This window comes from Actinacidiphila alni (genome assembly GCF_900112845.1).
Lineage (GTDB): Bacteria > Actinomycetota > Actinomycetes > Streptomycetales > Streptomycetaceae > Actinacidiphila > Actinacidiphila alni.
The window spans coordinates 320,718-346,125 of record NZ_FONG01000001.1; the positions used below are offsets into that span (position 1 = coordinate 320,718).

The window sequence follows — 25,408 nt, forward strand, 5'->3', positions numbered from 1 at the left end:
GACGCATGACCGTGGATCAGCACGACGGCCGGGGCGACAGTCGCGAAGACAGTCACCAACACGGCCGGGAACAGCGGGACATGAACCACGAGACAACCGCCGGCAGCGGCGGCATGCGGACCGCCGTGGTGATCGGCGGCGGCCTGGCCGGCACCACGGCCGCGCTCGCCCTGGCCGACGCCGGGGTGCGGGTCACCCTCACCGAGGCCCGGCCGCGCCTGGGCGGACTCGCCTTCTCCTTCAAGCGCGGTGAGCTGACCGTCGACAACGGCCAGCACGTTTTCCTTCGCTGCTGCACCGCCTACCAGTGGTTCCTGGACCGGATCGCGGCCCGCGACCTGGTCACCCTGCAGGACCGGCTGGACGTCCCGGTGCTGGCGGCCGACACCCTGCGGCTCGGCCGGCTCAGCCGCACCGCGCTGCCGGTGCCGCTGCACCTGGCCGCGGGACTGCTGCGCTACCCGCACCTGAGCCTGGCCGAGCGCGCCTCGGTGGGCCGCGCCGCGCTCGCCCTGGGCAGGCTCGACCTGGACGACCCGGCCCTGGACCGCACCGACTTCGCGAGCTGGCTGGCCGCGCGCGGGCAGTCCGCGCGCACCATCGAGGCGCTGTGGGACCTGGTCGGGGTCGCCACGCTCAACGCGCGGTCGGCCGACGCGTCGCTGGGTCTTGCCGCGAAGGTCTTCAAGACCGGGCTGCTCTCCGAGGCCGGCGCCGCCGACATCGGCTGGGCCTCGGCGCCGCTGGGCGACCTGCACGACGGCCGGGCCGGAGCGGCGCTGAAGACCGCCGGAGTGCGCACGATGCTGCGGTCGCGGGCCACCGGCATCAAGCCCGGCGTGGACGGCGGCTGGCAGGTCTCGGTCGAGACCGGCCCCGGCCGCGGTGAGCAACTCGACGCGGACATCACGGTGTTGGCGGTCCCGCAGCGCGAGGCGCACGGGCTGCTGCCCGAGGGAGCTGTCCAGGATCCGGAAAAGCTCTTGCGGATCGGCACCGCGCCGATCCTCAATATGCATGTGATCTACAACAGACAAGTGCTGCGGCAGCCGTTCTTCGCGGCTCTCGACAGCCCTGTCCAGTGGGTCTTCGACCGCACCACCAGCTCGGGGCTCACCGGGGGAGGCCAGTACCTGGCCGTGTCCCAGTCGGCCGTGGAGGACGAGATCGACCTCCCCGTGTCCGAGTTGCGCGCGCGTTACCTGCCCGAATTGGAACGGCTGCTGCCGGCCGCCCGCGACGCGGGCGTCCGCGATTTCTTCGTCACCCGGGAACGCACCGCGACCTTCGCGCCCACCCCGGGTGTCGGCGCGCTGCGGCCCGGTCCGGTGACCCGCGCCCCCGGCCTGTACCTGGCCGGGTCGTGGACCGCGACCGGCTGGCCCGCGACCATGGAAAGCGCGGTACGCAGCGGCCTGCACGCCTCCCGAGAAGCGTTGTCCGCGGTCGGGATGCCCTTCGACAACGGCGTCCTGGAGGCGGCATGAGTGCTATTGGTGCAACCAGAGGAGAGAACGTGACCGCTGCCGGCGTCATCGCACTGCTGGAGAACGGCCGCATCCTGACCACCCCGGTACTGCGCGCGGCCGTGGCCCGCCTCGCCCCCCCGATGGACACCGTCGCCGCCTACCACTTCGGCTGGATCGACGAGACCGGCCGACCCGCGGACGGCGACGGCGGCAAAGCCGTACGCCCGGCGCTCGCGCTGCTGTCCGCCGAGGCCGCGCGTGCCTCGGCCGAGACCGGCATCCCCGGCGCCGTCGCCGTGGAGCTGGTGCACAACTTCTCGCTGCTGCACGACGACCTGATGGACGGCGACGAGCAGCGCAGGCACCGCGACACGGTGTGGAAGGTGCACGGCCCCGCGCAGGCCATCCTGGTCGGCGACGCGCTCTTCGCGCTCGCCAACGAGCTGCTGCTCGAACAGGGCACGGCCGACGCCGGCCGGGCCACCCGGCGGCTGACCACCGCCACCCGCAAACTGATCGACGGTCAGGCGCAGGACATCTCCTTCGAGCACCGCGAGCGGGTCACCGTCCAGGAGTGCCTGGAGATGGAGGGCAACAAGACCGGCGCGCTGCTGGCCTGCGCCTCCTCGATCGGCGCGGTGCTCGGCGGGGCCTCGGACGCCGACGCCGACGCGCTGGAGGAGTACGGCTACCACCTGGGGCTCGCCTTCCAGGCGGTGGACGACCTGCTGGGCATCTGGGGCGACCCGGCCGCCACCGGAAAACAGACCTGGAGCGATCTTCGGCAGCGCAAGAAGTCGCTGCCGGTGGTCGCCGCGCTCGCCGCGGGCGGGTCCGCGTCGGAGCGGCTGGGTGAACTGCTGGCGGCGGACGCGAAGAATCCTGAAACCGGTGCCTTCAGCGAGGAAGAGTTCGCCATGCGCGCGGCGTTGATCGAAGAGGCCGGTGGCCGGGAATGGACCTCTCAGGAGGCCAGAAGGCAGTACGCGACCGCCATCGCCGCGCTGGACAAAATGGACATGCCGGATGATGTTCACCGTAAGCTCGTAGGTCTCGCGGATTTTGTGGTGGTCCGCGAGAAATAGCCGGAAAACAGAACGACAGAACAAACGTGGAGCGCTAACGTCGCCGGTCCCTCTCGTGTGACGGCGGACGGCCGCCCCAACACCGCAGAAGTCTCAACTGCAAAGGGGAAGCCATGACAGCGACGACCGACGGCAGTCCAGGTACGCCAGACCACCGGACACCTTCGGCCAGCAGCACCTCGGAGCCGGACCCTGTTCCAGCCGACGGCACCGAGGCGGCGGCGCAGCGTGCCGTGCAGCGCGCCGCAGACCACCTTCTGGCACGGCAGCACCCTGACGGATGGTGGAAGGGCGACCTCGAAACCAATGTGACGATGGACGCCGAGGATCTGCTGCTGCGGCAGTTCCTCGGTATCCAGGACGAGCGGATCACGGCGGCGTCGGCCCGCTGGATCCGCTCGCAGCAGCGTGCGGACGGCGCCTGGCCCACCTTCCACGGCGGTCCCGGCGACGTGTCGGCGACCATCGAGGCGTATGTCGCGCTGCGGCTGGCCGGGGACTCCCCGGACGAGGCCCATATGGCGCTGGCCGCCAAGTGGTCGCGCGGCGAGGGCGGAGTGGCCGCCAGCCGGGTCTTCACCCGGATCTGGCTGGCGCTCTTCGGCTGGTGGCGCTGGGAGGACCTGCCGGAACTGCCGCCGGAGATCATCTACCTGCCCAAGTGGATGCCGCTGAACATCTACTCCTTCGGCTGCTGGGCGCGGCAGACCATCGTGCCGCTCACCGTCGTCGGCGCCCACCGGCCGGTCCGCCCGGCCCCGTTCGGCATCGACGAACTGCACGTCGATCCGGCGCAGCCGCTGCCCAAGCGGCGCAGGGCGTCCATCAGGACCTGGGACGGCGTCTTCGAGCGGCTCGACCAGGCGCTGCACGTCTACCGCCGCTTCAGCCCGCGCATGGTCCGGCGCACCGCGATGAACGCCTGCGCCCGCTGGATCATCGAGCGGCAGGAGGCGGACGGCTGCTGGGGCGGCATCCAGCCGCCGGCCGTCTATTCGGTGATCGCCCTGCACCTGCTGGGGTACGAGCTGGACCACCCGGTGGTCAAGGCCGGACTCGACTCGCTGGATCGTTTCGCCGTCTGGCCCGAAGAGGGCGTCCGGATGATCGAGGCGTGCCAGTCCCCGGTCTGGGACACCTGTCTCGCGGCCATCGCGCTGGCCGACGCCGGCGTCCCCGCGGACGACCCGGCGCTGGTCAAGGCCGCCGACTGGATGCTCGGCGAGCAGATCACCCGGCCGGGCGACTGGTCCGTGCAGCGGCCGGGACTGGCCCCCGGCGGCTGGGCGTTCGAGTTCCACAACGACATCTACCCCGACATCGACGACACCGCCGAGGTGGTCCTCGCGCTGCGCAGGATCCAGCACCCGGACCGGGCTCGCGTCGACTCCGCGGTCGAGAAGGCCGTCCGCTGGAACGTCGGGATGCAGTCGCGCAACGGAGCCTGGGGTGCCTTCGACGCCGACAACACCAGTCCGTTCCCCAACCGGCTGCCCTTCTGCGACTTCGGCGAGGTCATCGACCCGCCGTCCGCCGATGTCACCGCGCACGTGGTGGAGATGCTGGCCGCGCTCGGTCTCGAACGCGACGACCACACCAAGCGGGGCATCGACTGGCTGCTGGCGGAACAGGAGGACAACGGCGCCTGGTTCGGCCGCTGGGGTGTCAACTACATCTACGGCACGGGGTCCGCGGTTCCCGCGCTGGCCGCGGCCGGGCTGCCGGCCGACCACCCGGCGATCCGCAGGGCGGTGCGCTGGCTGGAATCGGTGCAGAACAACGACGGGGGCTGGGGCGAGGACCTGCGCTCCTACTCCGACCGGGAATGGGTGGGCCGCGGTGTCTCCACCGCCTCGCAGACGGCGTGGGCGCTGATGGCGCTGCTGGCGGCGGGCGAACGCGACAGCGACACGGTCGCGCGCGGGGTGCGCTGGCTCACCGAGACCCAGCTGCCCGACGGGTCCTGGGACGAGCCGTACTTCACCGGTACCGGCTTCCCCCGCGACTTCTCGATCAACTACCACCTCTACCGCATGGTCTTCCCGCTGACCGCCCTCGGGCGCTACGTCCGCGACGAGCCGTTCGGTACCGCGGGCGAACCGGCCGTCACCGCCGGCAGCGCCGCCGGAACCGGAAAGGGGGCCTAGTTCGTGGGCCGTACAGGACCGCCGCTGCTGGTGGTGTGCGCCCTGCGCATCGAGCGGACCGCGCTGCGCAGGGGAGCCGCCAGGAGCGGCGCCGAAGGGGTCACGGTGCTGCGCACCGGCATGGGCCCGACGGCCGCCGACCGGGCGGTCCGTGAGGCCCTGCACCAACCGGAGCTGCACGGCTCGGCCGTCCTCACCACCGGCTTCTGCGCGGGGCTCGCCCCCGGCATGCGGCCCGGTGACGTGGTCGTCGCCGAGGACGGTCACGAGAGCGAGGCGCTCGCCGCCGCGCTCAAGGCGGCCGGTCACACCGTGCACACCGGCCCGCTCGCAGAATCCGACCATGTCGTGCGGGGCGCCGAGCGCGCCGCACTGGCGGCGACCGGTGCCATCGCCGTGGACATGGAATCGGCCGCGATGCGGCGCGCCGCCCTCGCCGAAGGAGCGCGCCATATCGCGGCGGCCCGAGTCGTCGTCGACACGCCCGAGTTCGAACTCGTACGCGTCGGAACGCTTCGCACCGGGATCATCGCATTCCGGGTGCTCAGAGATCTTGTTCCTGCCTTTCTTGATTGGCACCGCACTACCGTGCTCCCCTGGAGGTGAGCTAGATGGCTATGCCGCTCCGTCAGACCATCCGTGTCGCGTCGTACCTCTTCGAACAGAAAATGGTCAGGCGCCGCGAAAAGTTCCCGCTCATCGTCGAGCTCGAACCGCTCTTCGCCTGCAACCTCAAATGTGAGGGCTGCGGCAAGATCCAGCACCCTGCCAATGTGCTGAAGCAGCGCATGCCGGTGGCCCAGGCCGTCGGCGCGGTGCTGGAGTCGGGCGCGCCGATGGTGTCCATCGCGGGTGGCGAGCCGCTGATGCACCCCCAGATCGACGAGATCGTCCGCCAGCTGGTGGCGAAGAAGAAGTTCGTCTTCCTATGCACCAATGCCCTTCTGCTGCGCAAGAAAATCGACAAGTTCACACCCTCCCCTTACTTTGCCTTTACCGTGCACATTGACGGTATGCGGGAGCGGCACGACGAGTCGGTGGCCAAGGAAGGCACCTTCGACGAGGCCGTGGCGGCGATCAAGGAAGCCCAGCGACGCGGTTTCCGGGTCACCACGAACTCCACTTTCTTCAACACCGACACCCCGCAGACGATCATCGAGGTGATGAACTACCTCAATGACGATCTGAAGGTCGAGGAGATGATGCTGTCTCCCGCGTACGCCTACGAGAAGGCGCCCGACCAGGACCACTTCCTGGGCGTCACGCAGACCCGCGAGCTGTTCAAGAAGGCGTTCGACAACGGCAACCGGCGCAGGTGGCGGCTCAACCACAGCCCGCTCTTCCTCGACTTCCTGGAGGGCAAGGCCGACTTCCCCTGCACGGCCTGGGCGATCCCCAACTACTCGCTCTTCGGGTGGCAGCGCCCCTGCTACCTGATGGCCGACGGCTACGTCCCCACGTACCAGAAGCTGCTGGACGAGACCGACTGGGACAAGTACGGCCGCGGCAAGGACGAGCGCTGCGACAACTGCATGGCGCACTGCGGCTACGAGCCGACCGCCGTCCTGGCCACGATGGGCTCGCTCAAGGAGTCGATCCGCGCCGCCCGTGAGACCGTCGCCTCCAACCGGGCGAAGTGACCTCACCGTGACTGCGGCCGAGCCCGTCGCGCTCGGCCCGTCATCCGTACCGGCCGGGCCTTCCCCGGCGCACCGCCCCGCGCGGTGCGCCGGGGCCGGGCCGGCCGGAGCCGTAGGAGCGGTCGGCTGAACACAGCAATCCCGGCAGGGGGAACGAGGTCCACGTATGTCGATGCTGGAGAACATCAAAAGCCCGCGCGACCTGAAGGCACTGCCCGAGGGCCGGCTCGACGAACTGGCCGCCGACATCCGGCAGTTCCTGGTCCAGGCCGTGGCCAGGACCGGCGGCCACCTGGGACCGAATCTGGGGGTGGTGGAGCTGACGATCGCGCTGCACCGCGTCTTCGACTCGCCCGCCGACCGCATCCTGTGGGACACCGGCCACCAGTCCTACGTCCACAAACTCCTCACCGGGCGCCAGGACTTCTCCAAGCTGCGCAGCAAGGGCGGCCTGTCCGGCTACCCCTGTCGTGCCGAGTCCGAGCACGACGTGATCGAGAACAGCCACGCCTCCACGGTGCTCGCCTGGGCCGACGGCCTGGCCAAGGCCAACCAGGTCAAGGGCAGCGACGACCATGTCGTCGCCGTCATCGGTGACGGCGCCCTGACCGGCGGCATGGCCTGGGAGGCGCTGAACAACATCGCCGCCGCCAAGGACCGCCCGCTGATCATCGTCGTCAACGACAACGAGCGCTCGTACGCCCCCACCATCGGCGGCCTCGCCAACCACCTCACCACGCTGCGCACCACCGACGGCTACGAACGCTTCCTGTCCTGGGGCAAGAACGTGCTCCAGCAGACCCCGGTGATCGGCCAGCCGCTGTACGAGTCGCTGCACGGCGCGAAGAAGGGCTTCAAGGACTCCTTCGCCCCGCAGGGCATGTTCGAGGACCTGGGCCTGAAGTACGTCGGTCCGATCGACGGCCACGACACCGCCGCCGTGGAGTCCGCGCTGCGCCGCGCCAAACGCTTCCACGGCCCGGTCCTGGTGCACTGCCTCACCGAGAAGGGCCGCGGCTACCCGGCCGCCGAGCAGGACGAGGCCGACCGCTTCCACACAGTCGGCGCCATCAACCCGCTCACCGGGCGGCCCATCACCCCGGCCGGCGGCCCTTCGTGGACCTCGGTCTTCGGCAAGGAAATGGTGCGGATCGGCGCCGAGCGGCCCGATGTGATCGCGATCACCGCGGCCATGCTCCAGCCGGTCGGCCTGGAAGCCTTCGCCAAGGCATACCCGCACCGGGTCTTCGACGTGGGCATCGCCGAGCAGCACGCCGCGACCTCGGCCGCGGGCCTGGCCACCGGCGGCCTGCACCCGGTGGTCGCCATCTACGCGACCTTCCTCAACCGGGCCTTCGACCAGGTGCTGATGGACGTCGCCCTGCACAAGTGCGGGGTCACCTTCGTGCTGGACCGGGCCGGGGTCACGGGAGTGGACGGCGCCTCGCACAACGGCATGTGGGACATGTCGATCCTCCAGGTCGTGCCGGGCCTGCGGATCGCCGCGCCGCGCGACGCCGACCAATTGCGGGCACAGCTGCGCGAAGCGCTCGACGTGGACGACGCGCCCACCGTCATCCGCTTCCCCAAGGAGACCGTCGGCGACCCGCTGCCCGCGGTCGGCCGGGTCGGCGGCATGGACGTCCTGCACGAGCCGGGCGACGGCGAGGACCGCGATGTGCTGCTGGTCGCCGTCGGCGCGCTCGGCGCCACCTGTCTGTCGGTCGCAGAACTGCTCGCGGGCCGCGGTATCGGCGTCACCGTCGTCGACCCGCGCTGGGTCAAGCCGGTGGACGACGCGCTGCCCGAACTCGCCGCGCGGCACCGGATGGTGGCCGTCGTGGAGGACAACGGCCGCGCCGGCGGGGTCGGTTCGGCCGTCGCTCAGGCGCTGCGCGACGCGGGAGTGGACGTCCCCTTGCGCGACTTCGGCATCCCGCAGCAGTTCCTCGCCCATGCCAAGCGCGCCGAGGTGCTGGCAGACATCGGCCTGACCCCGGCCGAGATCGCCGGGCGGATCGGCGCCGCCCTGACCCGCCTCGGCGGCGCGCCCGGCACGCCGCGTACGGTGGCGGTCGGGGAGCGGGCCGACACCGCGGGCGACCGGCCGCGCGCGGCCGTACCCCATCACGCACACAAGGAGCAGGTGAGCGATGACATCGTCTGAGAGCGGCGCGGCCACGGGCCGCGGCGCGACGGATCCCGACGCCACGGGCGCCGAAGTGCCCGGTCCGGCCAAGGGGTTCGACCTGGCGACGCTGCTCGCCCAGCGCGGCGGTGAGCGCTACGAGCTGCACGGGAAGCACCTCAACCACCAGCTCCCGCGCATGCTGCACACCATCGGCTTCGACAAGGTCTACGAGCGGGCCGAGGGCGCCCACTTCTGGGACGCCGAGGGCAACGACTACCTCGACATGCTGGCCGGCTTCGGCGTCATGGGCGTCGGCCGGCACCACCCGGTGGTCCGCAAGGCGCTGCACGACGTGCTCGACGCGGGCCTGGCCGACCTCACCCGCTTCGACTGCCAGCCGCTGCCCGGACTGCTCGCCGAGAAGCTGCTCGCCCACTCGCCGCACCTGGACCGGGTGTTCTTCGGCAACAGCGGCACCGAGGCCGTCGAGACCGCGCTGAAATTCGCCCGCTACGCCACCGGCAGGAAGCGCGTGCTGTACTGCAAGCACTCCTTCCACGGCCTGACCACCGGCTCGCTCTCGGTCAACGGAGAGGCCGGCTTCCAGGACGGCTTCGCGCCGCTGCTGCCCGACACCGAGATCGAGGTCGGCGATCTGGACGCGCTGGAGCGGGAGTTGAAGCGCGGCGACGTGGCCGCCATGATCGTCGAGCCGATCCAGGGGCACGGCGTCTACATCCCGCCGCCCGGATACCTGCGCGCCGCCCAGGAGTTGCTGCACAAGCACAAGGCGCTGCTGATCTGCGACGAGGTGCAGACCGGCATCGGCCGCACCGGCACCTTCTACGCCTACCAGCAGGAGGAGGGCGTCGAACCGGACCTGCTGACGGTCGCCAAGACACTCTCCGGCGGCTACGTACCGGTCGGCGCGACGCTCGGCAAGGACTGGATCTTCAAGAAGGTCTACTCCTCCATGGACCGGGTGCTGGTGCACTCGGCGAGCTTCGGTTCCAACGCCCAGGCGATGGCCGCGGGCCTGGCCACCCTCTCGGTGGTCGAGGACGAGCGACTGGTCGAGAACTCCCGGGCGATGGGCGACCTGCTGCGCACCCGGCTGGCCGCGCTCGTCGAGAAGTACGAATTCCTCAAGGACGTACGCGGCCGCGGCCTCATGGTCGGCATCGAATTCGGCCGCCCCAAGTCGCTGGGCCTGCGCAGCCGCTGGACGATGCTCCAGGCGGCGCGCAAGGGCCTGTTCGCGCAGATGGTGGTGGTGCCGCTGCTCCAGCGGCACCACATCCTCACCCAGGTCTCCGGCGACCACGTCGAGGTCATCAAGCTGATCCCGCCGCTGGTGGTCGACGAGGCGGACGTCGACCGCTTCGTCACCGCGTTCACCGCCGTCATGGACGACGCGCACGGTGGCGGCGGCCTGATGTGGGACTTCGGCCGCACCCTGGTCAAGCAGGCGGTCGCCAACCGCTGAGCCCTCCGGCCGACCCTGGAGCGCCCCGGCCGACCGCTGAGTGCCGCAGCCGACCGGGGCGGCGCTCAGCCGGTCAGGAGCGCCTCGCGCAGCCGCTCGCGGCGCTCCTTGGTCAGGCCGAGGCCCTCCTCCAGATAGCGGTCCACCGAGCCCCACTCCTGCTCGATGGTGTCGAAGGCGGTCCGCAGATACTCAACCCGCGCCTCGAACAGCGGGTTGAGCAGTGCCATCACCGCCGGGTCGATCTGCGCGCCGGTGCTGCCGTCGCCGCGGCGCACCCGGTAGCGGCGGTGCTGGGCGTTGCTCTCCAGGTAGTCCGCCTCGATGGCGGACCGCTCGACGCCCAGCGCCAGCAGGATGATCGCGATCGACGTACCCGCCCGGTCCTTGCCCGCGGCGCAGTGCAACAGCGCGGGGACGGCGGGGGCCACCGGCTCGGTAAGCAGCTCCAGCATCCGCGCGTGCTCGGCGGTGCGCTCGCGGATCAGCTTGCGGTACGAGCCCGCCATCCGGTCCGCGGCGCGGCCGTCGCCCAGCAGCGCCTCCAGCTGCTCCAGGTTGCCGTCGCGCACCGTCCGCCAGAAGTCGGCGTTGTCGCCCAGCGCGGGGTCGGACAGCGGCAGATTGACGTTCACGGTGCCCGGCAGGGCGACGTCCGGGCCCTCCAGCGCGATGTCGTCCCGATTGCGGAAGTCGAAGACGGTGTGCAGGCCGAGGCCCGCGAGGAACGCCGTGTCGCCGGCGTCGGCGTGCGCGAGATGACCGCTGCGGAAGAGCACGCCGTGCCTGACCCGGCGGCCGTCCGCGGTGGGCAGGCCCCCGACGTCCCGGAAATTGCGCACACCGTTCAGCTCGGGCTCGGACGCGGGCCCCGCCGTGGACGGCGGTATCGGCTCGGTTCCGGTCGGGTCGGTCTGCGGCAGTTCCTGCGTCACCGGGGTCCTCCTACCTCTCATACGGTGCCTCATACGTTGCGAGCTGGGGCACTGCCGACGATACGGCAGCGCGGGGGACCACGTACCGGTCGGTATGTGTCCTCGCCCGCCGACGGCCCGGATGCCGCCGTATTCCGTCCGCGCCGGGTTTGACCTGGTGGGATGAATCACGTCGCGTCAACCCCTCCTTACGGTCGCGTAGGTCACAGCCGGAGGAGAAAGATGGTCCGACGTGGCTGACGATGCGCAGACAGATCCGCAGACAGAAGACAAAAGTGCGATCGGGTCGTACACCGCGGTGGGGGACAGCTTCACCGAAGGCGTCGGCGACCCCGGTCCTGACGGCATGTACGTGGGCTGGGCCGACCGCCTGGCCGTACTCCTCGCCGACCGGCGCGAGGAGCACACTTTCGGCTACGCCAACCTCGCGGTCCGCGGCCGGCTGCTCGACCAGATCGTGGCCGAGCAGGTGCCGCGCGCCAAGGAACTCGCCCCCGACCTGGTGAGCTTCTGCGCGGGCGGCAACGACATCCTGCGCCCGGGCAGCGACCCCGACGCCATCGCCGAGCGCTTCGAGGCCGCCGTCGCCGACCTCAGCGGCGCCGTCGGCACCGTCCTGGTCTGTACCGGCTTCGACACCCGCGGCGTGCCCGTACTGCGGCACCTGCGCGGCAAGATCGCCACGTACACCGCCCATGTCCGGTCCATCGCCGACCGCTACGACTGCCCGGTGCTCGACCTGTGGTCGCTGCGGTCGGTGCAGGACCGCAGGGCGTGGAGCGGCGACCGACTGCACCTGTCGCCCGAGGGGCACACCCGGGTGGCGCTGCGCGCGGCCCAGGTGCTCGGTCTCGACGTGCCCGCCGACCCCGACCAGGAGTGGCCGCCGGAGTCGCACCGGGCGCCGTCGGAGGTGCGCAGGGACAACATCCAGTGGGCCCGGGAGTATCTGGTGCCGTGGATCGGCCGCCGGCTGCGCGGGGAGTCCTCGGGCGACGACGTGACGGCCAAGCGCCCGGATCTGCTGCCGCTCTGAAGCCCCGGAGCCGCCGGACCCCTGATGCCTTCAGGCGCCGCTCTACGCGGAGGGCGCGTGGTGCGCGGCCAGTTCGGCCCACACCACGCGCCCTGTTCCGTTCTCCGCGGGATCCGATCCCCAGGCCAGCGCCAGCACGCTCACCAGGAGCAGTCCGCGGCCGCCTTCCGCCTCCGTGCCCGCGTCGCACGGTACGGGTTCCTGCACGCCCCTGCCCTGGTCGGTCACTTCCAGCCGCACCACCGCGCCGCGCTCGCGCAGGACGCAGGTGATCTTCTCGCTCTCGGTGTGCCGGACGGCGTTGGTGAACAGCTCCGTGACCACCAGGCTCGCGTCGTCGCACAGCTCCGGGTCCGCGTCCCACTCCGCCAGCCGCTCGCGTATCCGGCCCCGGGCGTCCGCCACCGAGGCGCTCAGCGCGGGCAGCCGGAAGACGTCGTGACGGTCGCAGCCGTCCACGATGTCGTGGCGCTCGCGTCGGAGTGCGTCGGGTGAAGGAACCACTCCGTAACTATGAGGCTCGCCCGGGACACATGGCAAGGTCCGTTCTGTAATTTGCAAATTCAACAGAACACACTGTTGCTGTCGCTGACGGCATGCCACACTGCTTACGAGTCAAGGGAGTTGGAGGTCGAGCCAGGTGATGGACCCACGGCCGGGCGGCGCCCCGACTGTCCTGCGCATGGTGCTCGGCAAGCGGCTCCAGGACCTCCGCGAGCGCGCCGGGCTCAGCTTCGAGCAGGCCGGGCAGGCCCTCGATGTGACCCACGCCACCATCCGGCGGATGGAAAAGGCGGAAGTCGGGCTGAAAATCCCTTATGTCGAGAAGCTCCTGGTCACCTACGGAATCACCGCTCCCGACGAGATCGGCGGCTTCCTGGCACTGGCCCGCGAGGCCAACCGGCCCGGCTGGTGGCACAGCTTCCGCGATGTGCTGCCCGACTGGTTCAGCGCCTTCGTCAGCCTGGAGGGCGAGGCGTCCGTCATCCGCGCCTACGAGCCGCACTACGTCCCCGGCCTGCTCCAGACCCCTGCCTACGCGCGTGCCGTGCTGCGCGCCGGGCTGCCGCACGCGGCGGCCGACGAGATCGAGCGGCTGGTCGCGCTGCGGGTCGAGCGGCAGGCGCTGGTCCGGCGCACCGAGAAGCCCCCGCTGCTGTGGGTGGTCATGGACGAGACCGTGCTGCGCCGCCCGATCGGCGGCCGGCAGGTCATGCGCGAGCAGATGGACGCCCTCGCCGCCGCGACCGAACTGCAGAACGTACGGCTGCAGGTCATGCCGTTCGCCATGGGCCCGCACCCCGCGATGTACGGGCCGTTCCACATCTTCCGGTTCCAGCTCCAGGAAATCCCGGACATCGCCTACTCCGAGAGCCTGGTGGGCGGCGTCTACTTCGACGAACGCGACGACGTCACCACCTTCCTGGAGGCGCTCGACCGGATGTGCGCGCAGGCCGCGCCGGCACAGAGCACCAAGGCCATCCTCGATGGCATGCGCAAGGAGATCTGAACCATGGATCGCGTCAGCAACGACGACATCTACAACGGAATGCCCGCCGCCGCACTGGGCCCCGACGGGTGGCGCAAGCCATGGAGCGGCGGCAACGGGGGCTCCTGCGTGGAGGCCAAGCGGCTGAACGACGGACGGGTGGCGCTGCGCCAGTCGACCGACCCGGACGGCCCGGCGCTGATCTACACCAATCACGAGATCACCACCTTCATCCAGGGCGCCAAGGCGGGGGACGCGGATTTCCTCCTCGGGTGAGCACGGTGAGCACGGCGGCACAGGCACCACAGGCAGTACGAGCACCACAGGCAGTACGAGCAGTACAAGCGGTGAAAACCGCGGAACCAGCGGAAACAGCACGGAAGCACGGATGCAGATGGAAGCGGAGGACGGCGTGACCGACCAGGGATTCCCCGTCGACGAGATAGACACCAGCAGGCCGCACCCGGCTCGTATGTACGACTACTTCCTCGGTGGTTGGGACAACTACGAGGTGGACAGGGAAGCGGCGCAGCGTGTCCTCGATGTCGCCCCGGACGTGGTCCTGGGCGCCCGCGCCAACCGTGAGTTCCTGCGCAGAGCCGTCCGGTACCTGGTCGAGGAATGCGGGGTGCGGCAGATCATCGACATCGGGACCGGCATCCCCACCTCGCCGAACACCCACGAGATCGCGCACGAGGTCTCGCCCGACGTGCGGATCGCCTACATCGACAACGACCCGATCGTGGCCACGCACGCCGGCGCGCGGCTGATCGGCACCGGCAACACCGGCTTCTTCCTCGGTGACATGCGCGAGCCGCGCACCATCCTGGAGCACCCCACGATCAGCGAGCTGATCGACTTCGACGAGCCGGTCGCGCTGCTGCTGGTCTCGGTGCTGCACTTCGTCACCGACGAGGAGGACCCGGCGGGCATGCTGGCGACGCTGCGCGAGGCGCTGCCGGCCGGCAGCTACCTGGTGCTCTCGCACGCCACCGCCGACTTCCACGCCGAGGTGGCGCCGGAGGTGATGGAGGTCTACAAGAAGGCCACCGCCTCGCTGACCGCCCGCAGCCACGCCGAGGTGCTCGCCCTCTTCGACGGATACGACCTGGTCGAGCCCGGTCTGGTACAGGTCCCTCTGTGGCACCCCGAGGACGGCTCCGAGCTGACGCCGGAGGAACTGCGGCGGATCGGCGTCTACGGAGGTGTCGCCCGCATACGGTGATTTGCCTCTGGGGCAAATTTTTTGCCCCACGGGTAAGACGTGCTGTTCCATGGACGCATGGACGCCAGCGACAGCACGGACACCATCAGCTCCGTGGGCAGCGCGCCACCCCCGGGTGCGCTGCCCACGGACCAGCTCGTCCTCGCCCCGAGGCTGCGGGACCGGCGGCGCGCCGGCGGACTCACGCTGGAGACCGCGGCGCGGCGTCTGGAGCTGTCCGCGGCGCATCTGTCCCGGCTGGAGTCCGGCCTGCGCCAGCCCTCACTGCCGGTCCTGCTCGGCCTCGCCAGGCTCTACGGCACCACCGTCTCCGACCTGCTGGGCGAGACGGAGGCCGAGCCCGATCCCATCGTACGCGGCGACCTGATGACCGCCGTGCCCGCCGGCGGCTGGACGTACTGGCGGGCCGGCGGCACCGGGCGCGCGATGCAGGCCCTGCGGGTGCACGTCCCCTCCGGCGCCCAGCGCGCCCTGGTGCGGGTGCACCCCGGCGAGGAGTGGCTCTACGTCACCGGCGGCACGCTGCGGCTCAGCCTCGGTGACCGCGTCCACACCCTCGCGCCCGGCGACTCCGCGCACTTCGACTCCCTCGTGCCGCACCGCCTGGAGGCGGCCGGGACCGGGGGAGTGGACCTGCTGTTCGTCCACACGCTCATGCAGAGCGAGACCTCCGCCCTGTGCATCGGCACCGAGACCACCCGAGGAGAACGGTGATGAGCACTCCCGCACCCAGCCCCGCACCCGGTCCCGCGCCCACCCCGGCGGCCGGTTCCACCCCTCCGCCCGCCCCCGAGCAGCCGCAGCCGCGCTACTCCTCCGTGGTCGGCACCACCAACGGCAGCGAGAGCCGCAAGGAGCGCGGCGTCGTCCTGCGCGTCCTGATGTACGTGGTGGTCGCCCACCTGCTGGCCTTCTTCATCTGGCTGCTGTTCCTGGTCGGCGCCCGCGGCTGACCCGCCGCGGGCACCGGCCGGGCGGCGTCAGTACGCGCGTACGCCCGGCACCTCGGCCGTCATCTGCGGCAGCGTGCGCCCGGCGATCGACCCCGACGGCACCCGGCCGACGGTGACCGCGCCCATCGCGCGGTAGAAGGGCTCCGCGTTCGGGTCCGCGTCGATCGAGATCCGCGCGCAGCCGAGACCGGCGGCGACCGCCACCGCGTGCTCGTACAGGAGCCGGCCCGCGCCGCGGCCCATCGCGGCCGGGTCGACGAAGAGCATGCCGAGCACCGCCTCCGGCGCCCCGCCCTCCAGCGTCACCAGGCCGATCACCCGGCCGGTCGCGCGGTCCAGCGCCACCGTGGTCCTGCGGGCCGCGACCGCGTCGGCGGGGAGCGTCAGCTCCGCGCGGCAGGCGGCCATGAAGGCGTCGTCGTAACCCCAGTGCGCCTTGGAGCGCAGGGCCAGCTCCGTCAGCTCGTCCGCCTCGTCCGGGCGCGCCGCGCGCAGGACGACCTCGGCCTCCGGCACCCCGCCGCCGGTCATGCCAGCGCCTCCACCGAGACCGTCACCTCGTCCAGTTCGCCCGCGAAGTCCGCGCCCAGGGCCAGCGACGGGGTCTGGAAGCCGGTCGGCAGTCCGGGCAGCCGCGGCATGATCCGCAGCACCGAGTCGACGGTCATGCTGTACGGATTGGGGCCGGTGAGGGTGGCGGTCACCGTGTTGCCCGCCGCGTCCCTGGTACGGCCCCAGACCTCGCTGCGGGTGCCGCCGAGCGCGCGTTCGCCCGGCCCGCGCACCAGCTTGCCGAGGGCGCCCGCCAGCGCCCCGCGCACCGGCCCGAGCCGCAGCAGCCTGCTGCCGGCGAGTGCGGGCGACGGCAGCGGCACCCAGGTGTACGTGGTGATGTCGGGAATGCCCGTCGAGTAGTACGCGGTGCTGACGTCGCCCCACGGGATCGACACCACCTTGCGGGTGCCGGACGGAAACCCGGCCTGCAATTGGCGCGAACCGATCGGCACGGTCCTGATCTCGCCGCCCGCCCGGATCTTGCCGCCCTCCGCCGAGCCCTCGATGAGGGTCCGCGCGGTGCCTGGGCTCGGTCCGCCGCCCATGAAGAAGGCGAGGTCGAGTTCGGTGGCGTCGGGCAGCCGGGCGGCGAGCAGCGCGGCGACGCAGTCGGTCGGCACCACGTCGAAGCCCGCGCCGGGCAGCAGCGTCACCCCGGCCTTCTCCGCCCGCGCGTCCAGCTCGTGCAGCGACTCGAAGACGGGGATCTCCCCGGTGATGTCCACGTAGTGGGTGCCGGAGTCGATGCAGGCCGTCGCCATGGACACCGCGGTCCGGGTGAACGGGCCCGCGCAGTGCGCCACCGCGTCCACCCCGTCCAGGCCCTGGCGTATCGCGGCCGCGTCGTCGAGGCCGAACACCCGGTGTTCCAGGCCCAGTTCCGCCGCCAGCGGTACCAGTTTCGCCGCGCTGCGGCCGGCCAGCACGGGACGCTGTCCCAATGCCGCGGCCCGGCGGGCGATCAAGCGGCCGGTGTAGCCGGTGGCGCCGTACAACAGCCAGGTCATGAGTGGCATCCTCCCCGGAAGTGGTGAACGGAACCGTACACGCGCCGCGCGCCCCGGCGATATCGGGTGGGCCCGCGCCGCCCGGCGTGCGACTCTGGTGGCATGACCGACCAAGAGCAGGAGACCACCGTGGCCGCTGAGTCAGCCGGATCAGCACCGCAGGACGCCGCGGCGGCACCGGAGGCCGCTCCGGCCACCGAGCCGGAGTCCGGATCCGGGCAGGCGCCGGACGAGGACGAGGTGAAGCGGAAATTCCGCGAGGCACTGGCACGCAAGCAGGGCGCCCGCAAGGGAGCCGGCGCGGGCGGCACCGGCCAGTCCAAGATCCACGGCGCGCACGGCAAGGCCGGCGGGCAGCGGGAATTCCGCCGCAAGAGCGGCGGCTGACCGGCCGGTCCCGCACCGGCACCGCATCCGCGCCCGCACAGGCCACCGACCTGGGCGGGCGCTTCTCCTTGTCCCGTGCCGGCCGGCCGCAGCGCGGCGAAACCTCCCGGGCGCCGCGGCGCCCGCCCGCCGCCATGTGCGCCTGGCCGCCCCGGGGGCCGGGCGCCGCGTAGGGTCGGTCGGGTGACGACGAATCCGTTCCTGAACCCGAGCCCGCTGCCGTACGAGCTGCCGCCGTTCGCCGAGATCGAGGACGCGCACTATCTGCCGGCCTTCGAACAGGGCCTGGCCGAGCACCTGGCGGAGATCGAGGCCATCGCGGCCGACCCGGAACCGGCCACCTTCGAGAACACCGTCGTGGCGATGGAACGCGCCGGCGCGCTGCTCGGCCGGGTGCGGGCCGCCTTCTTCAACCAGGCGTCCGCGCACATCACCCCGGCCGTGCAGGAGACCGAGGCGCGGATCAGCCCGCTGCTGGCCGCGCACAGCGACGCCATCCGCCTCAACCCCGGCCTCTACGCCCGGATCACGGCGCTGTACGAGGCCCGCGAATCGCTCGGCCTCGACCCGGAGTCGCTGCGGCTGCTGGAGCGCTACCACACCGACTTCCGCCGTGCGGGCGCCGAACTGGACGCCGACGGCCAGCGGCGGCTGCGCGAGCTGAACGCCGAGATCGCCGCCGCCTCAACCGCCTTCGGCCAGAACATCGTCGCCGCGAGCAAGGCAGACGCCCTGGTCCTGGACGACCCCGCCCAACTGGCGGGCCTGTCCGCGGGCGCGATCGCCGCCGCCGCGGAGAACGGCACCGCGCTCGGCCACGACGGCTCGTACGTGCTGAGCCTGCGCAATTTCTCCAACCAGCTCGAACTGGCCGCCCTCGACGACCGCGAGGTGCGCCGCCGGCTGCTCACCGCCTCGCTGGACCGCGCCCAGGACACCAACGGACCGCTCGCCGTCACCATCGCGACCCTGCGCGCCGAACGCGCCGCGCTGCTCGGCTACGACAGCCACGCCGCCTATGTCGTCGCCGACCGCACCGCGGGCAGCACCGCGGCCGTCACCGACCTGCTGAACCGTCTGGTGCCGCCCGCGGTGGCCAACGCCGAACGCGAGGCGGCGGCCCTCGCGGAAGCGGCCGGCGGACCCATCGAGGCGTGGGACTGGTCGTACTACGCGGAGAAGGTCCGCAAGGAGCGCTACGACATCGACGACGCCGAACTGCGGCCGTACTTCGTGCTCGACAAGGTGCTGCACGACGGTGTCTTCCACGCCGCCCACGAGGTCTACGGCATCACCGTCACCGAGCGTCCCGACCTGACCGGCTACCACCCGGACGTGCGGGTCTTCGAGGTGTTCGACGCGGACGGCAGCCAACTCGGCCTGTTCCTCGGCGACTTCTTCGCCCGCGAGTCCAAGCGCGGCGGCGCCTGGATGAACGCGCTGGTCAGCCAGTCCGAACTGCTCGGCAGGAAAGCCGTGGTGGTCAACAACCACAACATCGCCAAGCCCGCGGCCGGCGAGCCCGCGCTGCTGACGTTCAGTCAGGTCGACACGCTCTTCCACGAGTTCGGGCACGCGCTGCACGGCCTGTTCTCCGCCGTGCGCTACCCGTACTTCTCCGGCACCAGCGTGCCGAGCGACTTCGTCGAATACCCCTCCCAGGTCAACGAGATGTGGTCGCTGTGGCCCTCGGTCCTGGAGCGCTACGCCGTCCACCACGAGACCGGCGAGCCGATGCCGGCCGATGTCGTACGGCGGATGCGGGAGGCGGCCCGATTCGGGCAGGGCTTCGCCACCGTCGAATACCTGGCGGCGACGCTGCTCGACTGGGCCTGGCACACCCTGCCCGCGGGCCAGGACCCGGGCGACGCGCTGGAGTTCGAGGCCGCCGCCCTGAAGGAGACGGGCCTGGCGCTGCCCGCGATCCCGCCGCGCTACCGCACCACCTACTTCCAGCACATCTTCGCCAGCCAGTACAGCGCCGGCTACTACTCCTACATCTGGAGCGAGGTGCTGGACGCGGACACCGTCACCTGGTTCGAGGAGAACGGCGGGCTGCGGCGCGCGAACGGCGACACCTTCCGGCGCGAACTCCTCTCCCGGGGCGGCAGCGTGGAGCCGATGGCCGCCTTCGCCGCCTTCCGCGGCCGGCCGCCGCGCACCGAACCGCTGCTGGAACGCCGGGGTCTGCTGCCCGGGTGACCCCGGCCCGCTGCCCCGGGTGACCCGGCCGCCCGGAAAACGGTGTGCGCCCGCCGCGCGCACCGGGCCACCCTACGCGGGCGCCGTCACCACCGCCGTCTGCCGCGCGGCGCGCGCCGCGGACGCGCCTGTGTGACGCGGGGGACTGCCGGGGCGCGCCTCCCAGCGCCGGTACCGGCGACCGGCCGCCCCGGCGCGCCGGCGGCGCCGCAGCATAATGGGTGGTGGCGGAACCCCGCCGTTCCTCGTCACCTGCCCTGGAGGACCCGTGACCGGCGCCGGCCGACAGCCGTCCCGCCTCGTGAAGATGCGCCCACCGTCGTTCGGCGCGGACCCCACGGGCGCCCGGCTGGAACGCATCCTGAAGTCACCGAATTACGCCGACGGGGCCTTCGTCAACCCGGTCGGCGCCCGCAGCGTCCCCAGCGGCGACATGCTCAGGTCGCTCCCGGCCAACCTGCGCAAGGAGGCCCGGCGTTCGCGCAAGCCCGCCGGGACCGTCCCCGTGCACCCCACCACCCTCGCCGACCTCGCCGTACCGCCCGCCTCGGGGCTGCGGCTGACCTGGATGGGCCACTCCACGGTGCTCGCCGAGATCGGCGGCAGGCGGGTGCTGTTCGACCCGGTCTGGGGCGAGCGCTGTTCGCCCTTCGCCTTCGCCGGGCCCAAGCGGGTGCACCCCGCTCCCGTCCCGCTGGAATCGCTGACCGGCCTGGACGCCGTGGTGATCTCGCACGACCACTACGACCACCTCGACATGCCGTCGATCATGGCGCTGGTGCGCAGCGACGCGGTCTTCGCCGTGCCGCTGGGCGTCGGCGCCCACCTGGAGCACTGGGGCGTCGCAGCCGAGCGGCTGCGCGAACTGGACTGGAACGAGTCCACCGAGATCGCCGGGCTGACCCTGACCGCCACCCCCGCCCGGCACTTCTGCGGGCGCGGCCTGCGCGGCCGGCAGCAGACCCTGTGGGCGTCCTGGGCGGTCACCGACGGCACCCACCGGATCTACCACAGCGGCGACACCGGCTACTTCCCCGGCTTCGCCGAGATCGGCGCCGAGCACGGCCCGTTCGACGCCACGATGATCCAGATCGGCGCCTACAGCGAATTCTGGCCGGACATCCACATGACCCCGGCAGAAGGCGTCCTCGCGCACACCGATCTGTCCGGCGGCACCCCGGCCGGCACCCTGCTGCCGATCCACTGGGGCACCTTCAACCTCGCCCAGCACTCCTGGACCGCGCCTGCCGAGGGCTCGGTGGCCGCGGCCCGCGAGGCCGGCGCGAAGATCGCCACCCCGCGCCCGGGCGCGCCCTTCGAGCCCGCCGACGAGCAGCCGGAGGACTGGTGGTGGCGGCAGGTCGCCGTCACCCCCGCGGGCGGTTGGCCCGACCGGCCGGAACACGTCGAGGGCAGCGGCTGGACGGCCGCCGCCGACGCCGTGGAAGGCGCGGCGGCGACCGCCGAGACCGGGGGAGAGACGGCGGAGAAGACCTACGACGTGGCGCGGCCCCAGTAGGCGGGCTCACCCGCGTCCGGCACCGCGGCCGCCTCCGCGGTGCCGGTCAGCGGCGTGAAGGTGAAGGCGAAGGCGGCCGGCGCGGCGAACAGCTTGTGCTGCGGCAGTACATCCGGGCCGCAGGCGTGACTCCCGATGCCGTGCAGCGCGTGGTCCAGATGGACCCACAGGGTGCCGGAGCGGACCAACTCGTGGGTGTGCTCGGCCGCGTCGAGTTCCTCGGTGCTCCACGGGCGGACGGTCAGCGAGAACGGCGGCTCGCCCGCGACGGCCAGCCCCGTGCCGTCCGGGCGGCGCAGCCGCGCCCACCGAACATCGGCGCGCGCCCCGTTCTCCTGCGGCCGGACGTACGGCGTCTGGAGCGCTTCCACGGTGCTGGTCCAGCGGCCGGTCCGGGAGGCGGCGCGGGTGTCGACGTACGCCTCACCGGGCCCGCCGCCGTACCACTCGACCTGCTCCAGCGTCGGGCACAGGCCGAGCCGTACGCCCAGTCGGGGCAGCGGCAGCGTCCAGTCGCCCTCGGGCGTGACCTCGACGGCAAGCCGCAGCCGGTCGCCGGCCGCCGTCCAGGTGTAGACGGTACGCAGCGCGAGGTCGGAGGCGGCCGGGGCGACCCGGGTGGTGACGGTGAGCGAATCCTCGCCCACCGCCACCTCCGCGATCCGGTGCCGCATCCGGTGCAGGCCCAACTCCCGCCACTGGTGGTCGAGTCGGCCCTCCGGGTGCCACTGCGTGCCGCGGTCGTTGTCGGTCGGGGCGCGCCACACGTCGAGCACCGGGCCGGTGACGGCCGCGCCGCCGAGGTAGCGCAGGGTGCCGGTGGCCGCGTCGAAGACACCGGGACCGAGCACGACAAGACCGCCCTCGGCGCGCCGCGGGGTGTGCCGCTCACCCTCGGGCGCCGCCTGCGGCGCGGGGACGGCGGGCCCCGCGAACTGCGCCCAGGCCACCTCGTGCCCGGACGGCGCCCACGCGGTGTCCTCGGCGAGCACCGCCCGTACCGTCCACCACGCCTCGCCGCCCTGCCCGCCGCCCGCCCCGCCGTCCGCCCCGCCGTCCGCCTCACTGTCCGCCCCGGCGTCGTCCGCGGCCCGCAGCTGCGGCAGCTCCACGACCGCGCTCCGCCCGGGGCCGAGCGCGGGCACTGTGAAGCGGCCACTGTCCAGGGCGCGGCCCGCCACTTCGTACGTCCAGCGGAAGGCCAGATGCGACAGATCGGCGAAGTCGTGGCCATTGGTCACGGTGACCGTACCGGCCGCCGTGTCGCCGACGATCGAGACCGGCTCGACGACCTTCTTGTACTCCACCAGGCCGGGCGAGGGTGTCCGGTCGGGGAAGACCAGGCCGTCGCAGACGAAATTCCCGTCGTGCAGCTCCTCGCCGAAGTCGCCGCCGTACGCGAAGTACGGTGTGCCGTCGGCGGTGCGCTGCCGCAGACCGTGGTCGATCCACTCCCACACGAAGCCGCCCTGGCAGCGCTCGTACCGCTCGAACAGCCGCTGGTACTCGCTCAGCCCGCCGGGTCCGTTGCCCATTGCGTGCGCGTATTCGCAGAGGATGAAGGGGAGTTCGCGGCGCCGCTTGTCCAACTCCGGGTCGTCCAGCGGCGGTTCCTCGCGGCGGCCGATCAGCTCGGTCTCGTCGTGATGGGCGTACATCCGCGAGTAGACGTCGGTGTCGGCGCAACTGCGGTCGCCCTCGTAGTGGATCGGCCGCTCCGGGTCGCGCCGCCGGATCCAGCCGGCCATGGCGGACAGGCCCGCGCCGGTGCCGCACTCGTTGCCCAGCGACCACATGATCACCGACGGGTGGTTCTTGTCCCGTTCCACCATCCGCTCCGCCCGGTCCAGCAGCGCGGGCGTCCACCGCTCGTCGTCGACCGGATTGCCGCGCCAGTCGACCGCCAGGAAGCCGTGCGTCTCCAGGTCGCACTCGTCCATCACCCACATGCCCAGCTCGTCGCACAGGTCGAGGAAGGCCGGATGCGGCGGATAGTGGCTGGTGCGCACCGCGTTGATGTTGTGCCGCTTCATCAGGACCAGGTCGCGGCGCATCGTCTCGGCGTCCACCACCCGCCCGTGGTCGGGGTCGAACTCGTGCCGGTTCACCCCGCGCAGCAGGATGCGGCGGCCGTTGACCTTCAGCACGCCGTCCTCGACCGCGACCGTACGGAAGCCGATCCGCAGCGGGATCCGCTCGCCCTCGGTGGCCAGCTCCGCGTCGTACAGCCGCGGCAGTTCCGCCGACCACGGCTCCACCGGCACCGTCGCCTCCTCGCCGGTCGCGAGGTCGAGGCCCAGCTCCGGCACGGACACCGTGCCGCCCGGCTCGCAGTCCACCCGCAGCGTTCCGTTGCCGGTGGTGTGGTCGTAACCGCAGTGCACGAAGAAGTCCCGCACCGCGCCCTCGGGCCGCTCGATCAGGGTCACGTCCCGGAAGATGCCGGGCAGCCACCACTGGTCCTGGTCCTCCAGATAGCTGCCGGACGACCACTGGTGCACCCGCACCGCCAGCACATTGCCGCGCGGCTCCAGCAGTTCGCCGATCTCGAACTCCACCGGCAGCCTGCTGCCCTTGAAGGTGCCCAGCTCGTGGCCGTTGAGCCAGACCCGGGCACAGGAGTCGACGCCGTCGAAGCGCAGCACCGCGGCGCCGCCCGGCCAGTCGTCCGGCAGGTCGAAGGCGCGCAGATGGTCGCCGGTCGGATTCTCGGTCGGCACGAACGGCGGGTCGACGGGGAAGGGGTAACGGATGTTGGTGTACGCGGGCCGGCCGTACTCGTGGCCGGGCGCGTGTCCCTGCAACGGCCAGTGCGACGGCACCGCCACCGCGCCCCAGCGGGTCGCGTCGAAGCCCGGCCGGGCGAAGGAGTCGTCCTCCGCGTCCGCCCGCGGCGACAGCCGGAAACGCCAGGCACCGCCCAGATTGACCCGCCGGGCGTCGGACGCCGCCCACCACGCGCGCGGCGCCAGCGCGCCGGTGCCGGGCGACACATCCTCGTAGTACGGAACTACCCCGGACCGTGACGCCTCGCGCATCGTGCTGCTCCTCATGAGGATGCTGTTGTCTGCCGCTGTCTGCCGCATGTGTGTAGTCGGACGGTCGTTGCCAGGGATGTGGTTGACCGCGGAAACAATTCTCCAGAGGTCGGGGGCCGCGCCGCTAGTCGTATCGATCAACGAAATCGCCCTCGTGGTGTGGCGCGCGGCACGTGCGGGGCGGCGGCGGTCCGGACCGCGGCGGCCGGCTCGGCGCGCTGTTTCCTTTGCCCGTAAGGGAGTTGGCGTACGCGGGCCGGCTTGACCGGCGTACGGTGACGCTGCGACCATGCCCGGCCGGACGCGGGGGACGGCCGGCGGACGTACTGCGGATCGACCCGGGGGGACGCACTTTCACCATGACCGAACTCACGACGGCGCACGCGGCCGCGCCGGCCGCGGGCCTTTCCGCGGCGGCCGAGCCGATCAGCGGGCTGCACGGCGGCTCCGCGCTGCTGCTCATCGCACTGGTGGTGGTCGCCGTCGCCGTGGTCGCGGTGATCCCGCTGATCATGGACGTCCGCAGGGCCACGGCCTGGCGGCAGCAGATCACGGACCGGCTGATCGACGACGCCGCTCACGACCACGAGGTGCGGGACCTGCTGCGCGATCTGCGCGAGCCGCGCGGTGTGCGCGGGCTGACCCGCAGCGTGATTGCGATCCTCATCCTCGCGCTGGTCGCCTTCGCCCTCGCCGTGGCGATGCTGTCGTCGGGCGCCGACTCCGGTGACCTCCGCAAGACCATCGTGACGTCGCTGATGACGGTGCTCGCGACCGTCTCCGGCTTCTACTTCGGCTCGCTCGGCGCGCAGAACAGCGCGGAGGACGCGCGGCGCCGGACGACGACGGCCAGGCCCGGAGCCTCCGGCGGCGGCAAGGCGGTGGTGCGGATCGGAGGTCCGGGCGACGGCCCGGGTGACGCGGCCGGAGGCCCCGGGGGCGGCACGCCACCGGGTACGGGACCGAGTACGGGACCGGGGTCGGCCCCCGAGGCCGATCTTCCGGCGCAGGCGACCGTCACCGCCACGGCGTCCACCCCGACCGCGGACGAGGACGGCTGAAGGGCGCGGGCGCGCATACGCGCTGTGGGGTATTCGTGCGCCC

At 71.9% G+C, this 25,408-nt stretch carries 22 protein-coding genes; 17 read left to right on the forward strand and 5 right to left on the reverse strand.

The annotated features are described in order from the left end of the window. Window positions 1-80: 80 nt before the first annotated feature. From hpnE to BM076_RS01425, 7 genes are all read left to right on the forward strand, one after another. A complete protein-coding gene (hpnE, locus tag BM076_RS01395; RefSeq protein ID WP_245795636.1) occupies window positions 81-1,487 on the forward strand; it encodes a hydroxysqualene dehydroxylase HpnE in 1,407 nt (468 codons plus the stop codon). Beyond that, the gene (locus tag BM076_RS01400; protein ID WP_093711429.1) at window positions 1,484-2,554 is read left to right on the forward strand and encodes a polyprenyl synthetase family protein; all 1,071 of its coding nucleotides are present in this window, start codon (window positions 1,484-1,486) and stop codon (window positions 2,552-2,554) included. The genes hpnE and BM076_RS01400 overlap by 4 nt, the downstream gene beginning before the upstream one ends. Before the next feature lie 113 nt (window positions 2,555-2,667). Beyond that, the gene (shc, locus tag BM076_RS01405) at window positions 2,668-4,701 is read left to right on the forward strand and encodes a squalene--hopene cyclase (RefSeq protein WP_093711430.1); all 2,034 of its coding nucleotides are present in this window, start codon (window positions 2,668-2,670) and stop codon (window positions 4,699-4,701) included. A 3-nt stretch (window positions 4,702-4,704) separates the two neighbouring features. Beyond that, window positions 4,705-5,307: a phosphorylase family protein gene (locus BM076_RS01410; protein WP_093711431.1), complete on the forward strand. Its 603-nt coding sequence runs from the start codon at window positions 4,705-4,707 to the stop codon at window positions 5,305-5,307. Between the two features lie 5 nt (window positions 5,308-5,312). After that, window positions 5,313-6,341 carry an adenosyl-hopene transferase HpnH gene (gene hpnH / locus BM076_RS01415; RefSeq protein WP_093711432.1) on the forward strand — a complete coding sequence of 343 codons (1,029 nt, stop codon included), beginning with the start codon at window positions 5,313-5,315 and terminating at the stop codon, window positions 6,339-6,341. Between the two features lie 166 nt (window positions 6,342-6,507). Beyond that, window positions 6,508-8,508, forward strand: coding sequence for a 1-deoxy-D-xylulose-5-phosphate synthase (dxs, locus tag BM076_RS01420; protein ID WP_093711433.1), 2,001 nt, complete (start codon window positions 6,508-6,510; stop codon window positions 8,506-8,508). Continuing rightward, the gene (locus BM076_RS01425) at window positions 8,495-9,958 is read left to right on the forward strand and encodes an aspartate aminotransferase family protein (protein ID WP_093711434.1); all 1,464 of its coding nucleotides are present in this window, start codon (window positions 8,495-8,497) and stop codon (window positions 9,956-9,958) included. The genes dxs and BM076_RS01425 overlap by 14 nt, the downstream gene beginning before the upstream one ends. A gap of 65 nt (window positions 9,959-10,023) precedes the next feature. Here the strand turns inward: BM076_RS01425 and BM076_RS01430 are convergent, their stop codons facing one another. Further along, on the reverse strand, window positions 10,024-10,893 hold the full coding sequence (locus BM076_RS01430; protein WP_407640604.1) for a tyrosine-protein phosphatase: 870 nt from the start codon (window positions 10,891-10,893) through the stop codon (window positions 10,024-10,026). Window positions 10,894-11,125: 232 nt separating this feature from the next. On the opposite strand from BM076_RS01430, the gene BM076_RS01435 reads away from it, so the two are divergent. Then, window positions 11,126-11,929: an SGNH/GDSL hydrolase family protein gene (locus tag BM076_RS01435; RefSeq protein WP_093711436.1), complete on the forward strand. Its 804-nt coding sequence runs from the start codon at window positions 11,126-11,128 to the stop codon at window positions 11,927-11,929. Window positions 11,930-11,971: 42 nt separating this feature from the next. On the opposite strand, the gene BM076_RS01440 is transcribed toward BM076_RS01435, so the two are convergent. Further along, a complete protein-coding gene (locus tag BM076_RS01440; RefSeq protein WP_245795637.1) occupies window positions 11,972-12,433 on the reverse strand; it encodes an ATP-binding protein in 462 nt (153 codons plus the stop codon). Between the two features lie 178 nt (window positions 12,434-12,611). On the opposite strand from BM076_RS01440, the gene BM076_RS01445 reads away from it, so the two are divergent. The 5 genes from BM076_RS01445 (at window position 12,612) to BM076_RS01465 (ending at window position 15,596) form a co-directional block, all read left to right on the forward strand. Continuing rightward, on the forward strand, window positions 12,612-13,439 hold the full coding sequence (locus BM076_RS01445; RefSeq protein WP_177246297.1) for a helix-turn-helix domain-containing protein: 828 nt from the start codon (window positions 12,612-12,614) through the stop codon (window positions 13,437-13,439). A 3-nt stretch (window positions 13,440-13,442) separates the two neighbouring features. Beyond that, window positions 13,443-13,694, forward strand: coding sequence for a DUF397 domain-containing protein (locus BM076_RS01450; RefSeq protein ID WP_093711438.1), 252 nt, complete (start codon window positions 13,443-13,445; stop codon window positions 13,692-13,694). Window positions 13,695-13,806: 112 nt separating this feature from the next. Continuing rightward, window positions 13,807-14,643, forward strand: a complete 837-nt coding sequence (locus tag BM076_RS01455; RefSeq protein WP_245795638.1) for an SAM-dependent methyltransferase — start codon at window positions 13,807-13,809, stop codon at window positions 14,641-14,643. Window positions 14,644-14,700: 57 nt separating this feature from the next. Next, window positions 14,701-15,357, forward strand: a complete 657-nt coding sequence (locus BM076_RS01460; protein ID WP_093711439.1) for a helix-turn-helix domain-containing protein — start codon at window positions 14,701-14,703, stop codon at window positions 15,355-15,357. After that, a complete protein-coding gene (locus BM076_RS01465; RefSeq protein ID WP_093711440.1) occupies window positions 15,357-15,596 on the forward strand; it encodes a DUF6126 family protein in 240 nt (79 codons plus the stop codon). The genes BM076_RS01460 and BM076_RS01465 overlap by 1 nt, the downstream gene beginning before the upstream one ends. Before the next feature lie 27 nt (window positions 15,597-15,623). Here BM076_RS01465 and BM076_RS01470 read toward each other — a convergent pair whose 3' ends face one another. Together BM076_RS01470 and BM076_RS01475 are read right to left on the reverse strand one after the other, a co-directional pair. Beyond that, window positions 15,624-16,127: a GNAT family N-acetyltransferase gene (locus BM076_RS01470; RefSeq protein WP_093711441.1), complete on the reverse strand. Its 504-nt coding sequence runs from the start codon at window positions 16,125-16,127 to the stop codon at window positions 15,624-15,626. After that, a complete protein-coding gene (locus BM076_RS01475; RefSeq protein WP_093711442.1) occupies window positions 16,124-17,158 on the reverse strand; it encodes a saccharopine dehydrogenase family protein in 1,035 nt (344 codons plus the stop codon). The genes BM076_RS01470 and BM076_RS01475 overlap by 4 nt, the downstream gene beginning before the upstream one ends. Window positions 17,159-17,260: 102 nt before the next feature. Between BM076_RS01475 and BM076_RS01480 the strand changes: the two genes are divergently transcribed. From BM076_RS01480 to BM076_RS01490, 3 genes are all read left to right on the forward strand, one after another. Beyond that, window positions 17,261-17,545: a DUF5302 domain-containing protein gene (locus BM076_RS01480; protein ID WP_093711443.1), complete on the forward strand. Its 285-nt coding sequence runs from the start codon at window positions 17,261-17,263 to the stop codon at window positions 17,543-17,545. Window positions 17,546-17,728: 183 nt separating this feature from the next. Next, window positions 17,729-19,747, forward strand: a complete 2,019-nt coding sequence (locus BM076_RS01485) for a M3 family metallopeptidase (protein WP_093711444.1) — start codon at window positions 17,729-17,731, stop codon at window positions 19,745-19,747. Between the two features lie 268 nt (window positions 19,748-20,015). Next, the gene (locus BM076_RS01490; RefSeq protein ID WP_407640605.1) at window positions 20,016-21,266 is read left to right on the forward strand and encodes an MBL fold metallo-hydrolase; all 1,251 of its coding nucleotides are present in this window, start codon (window positions 20,016-20,018) and stop codon (window positions 21,264-21,266) included. On the opposite strand, the gene BM076_RS01495 is transcribed toward BM076_RS01490, so the two are convergent. Then, entirely contained in the window at window positions 21,242-24,319 is a 3,078-nt protein-coding gene (locus BM076_RS01495) for a glycoside hydrolase family 2 TIM barrel-domain containing protein (protein WP_245795639.1), read from the reverse strand. The two genes, BM076_RS01490 and BM076_RS01495, sit on opposite strands and share 25 nt — an antisense overlap. 344 nt (window positions 24,320-24,663) lie before the next feature. Here BM076_RS01495 and BM076_RS01500 point away from each other — a divergent pair, with 344 nt between their 5' ends. Continuing rightward, window positions 24,664-25,365, forward strand: coding sequence for a hypothetical protein (locus BM076_RS01500; RefSeq protein WP_093711446.1), 702 nt, complete (start codon window positions 24,664-24,666; stop codon window positions 25,363-25,365). Window positions 25,366-25,408: the final 43 nt, after the last annotated feature.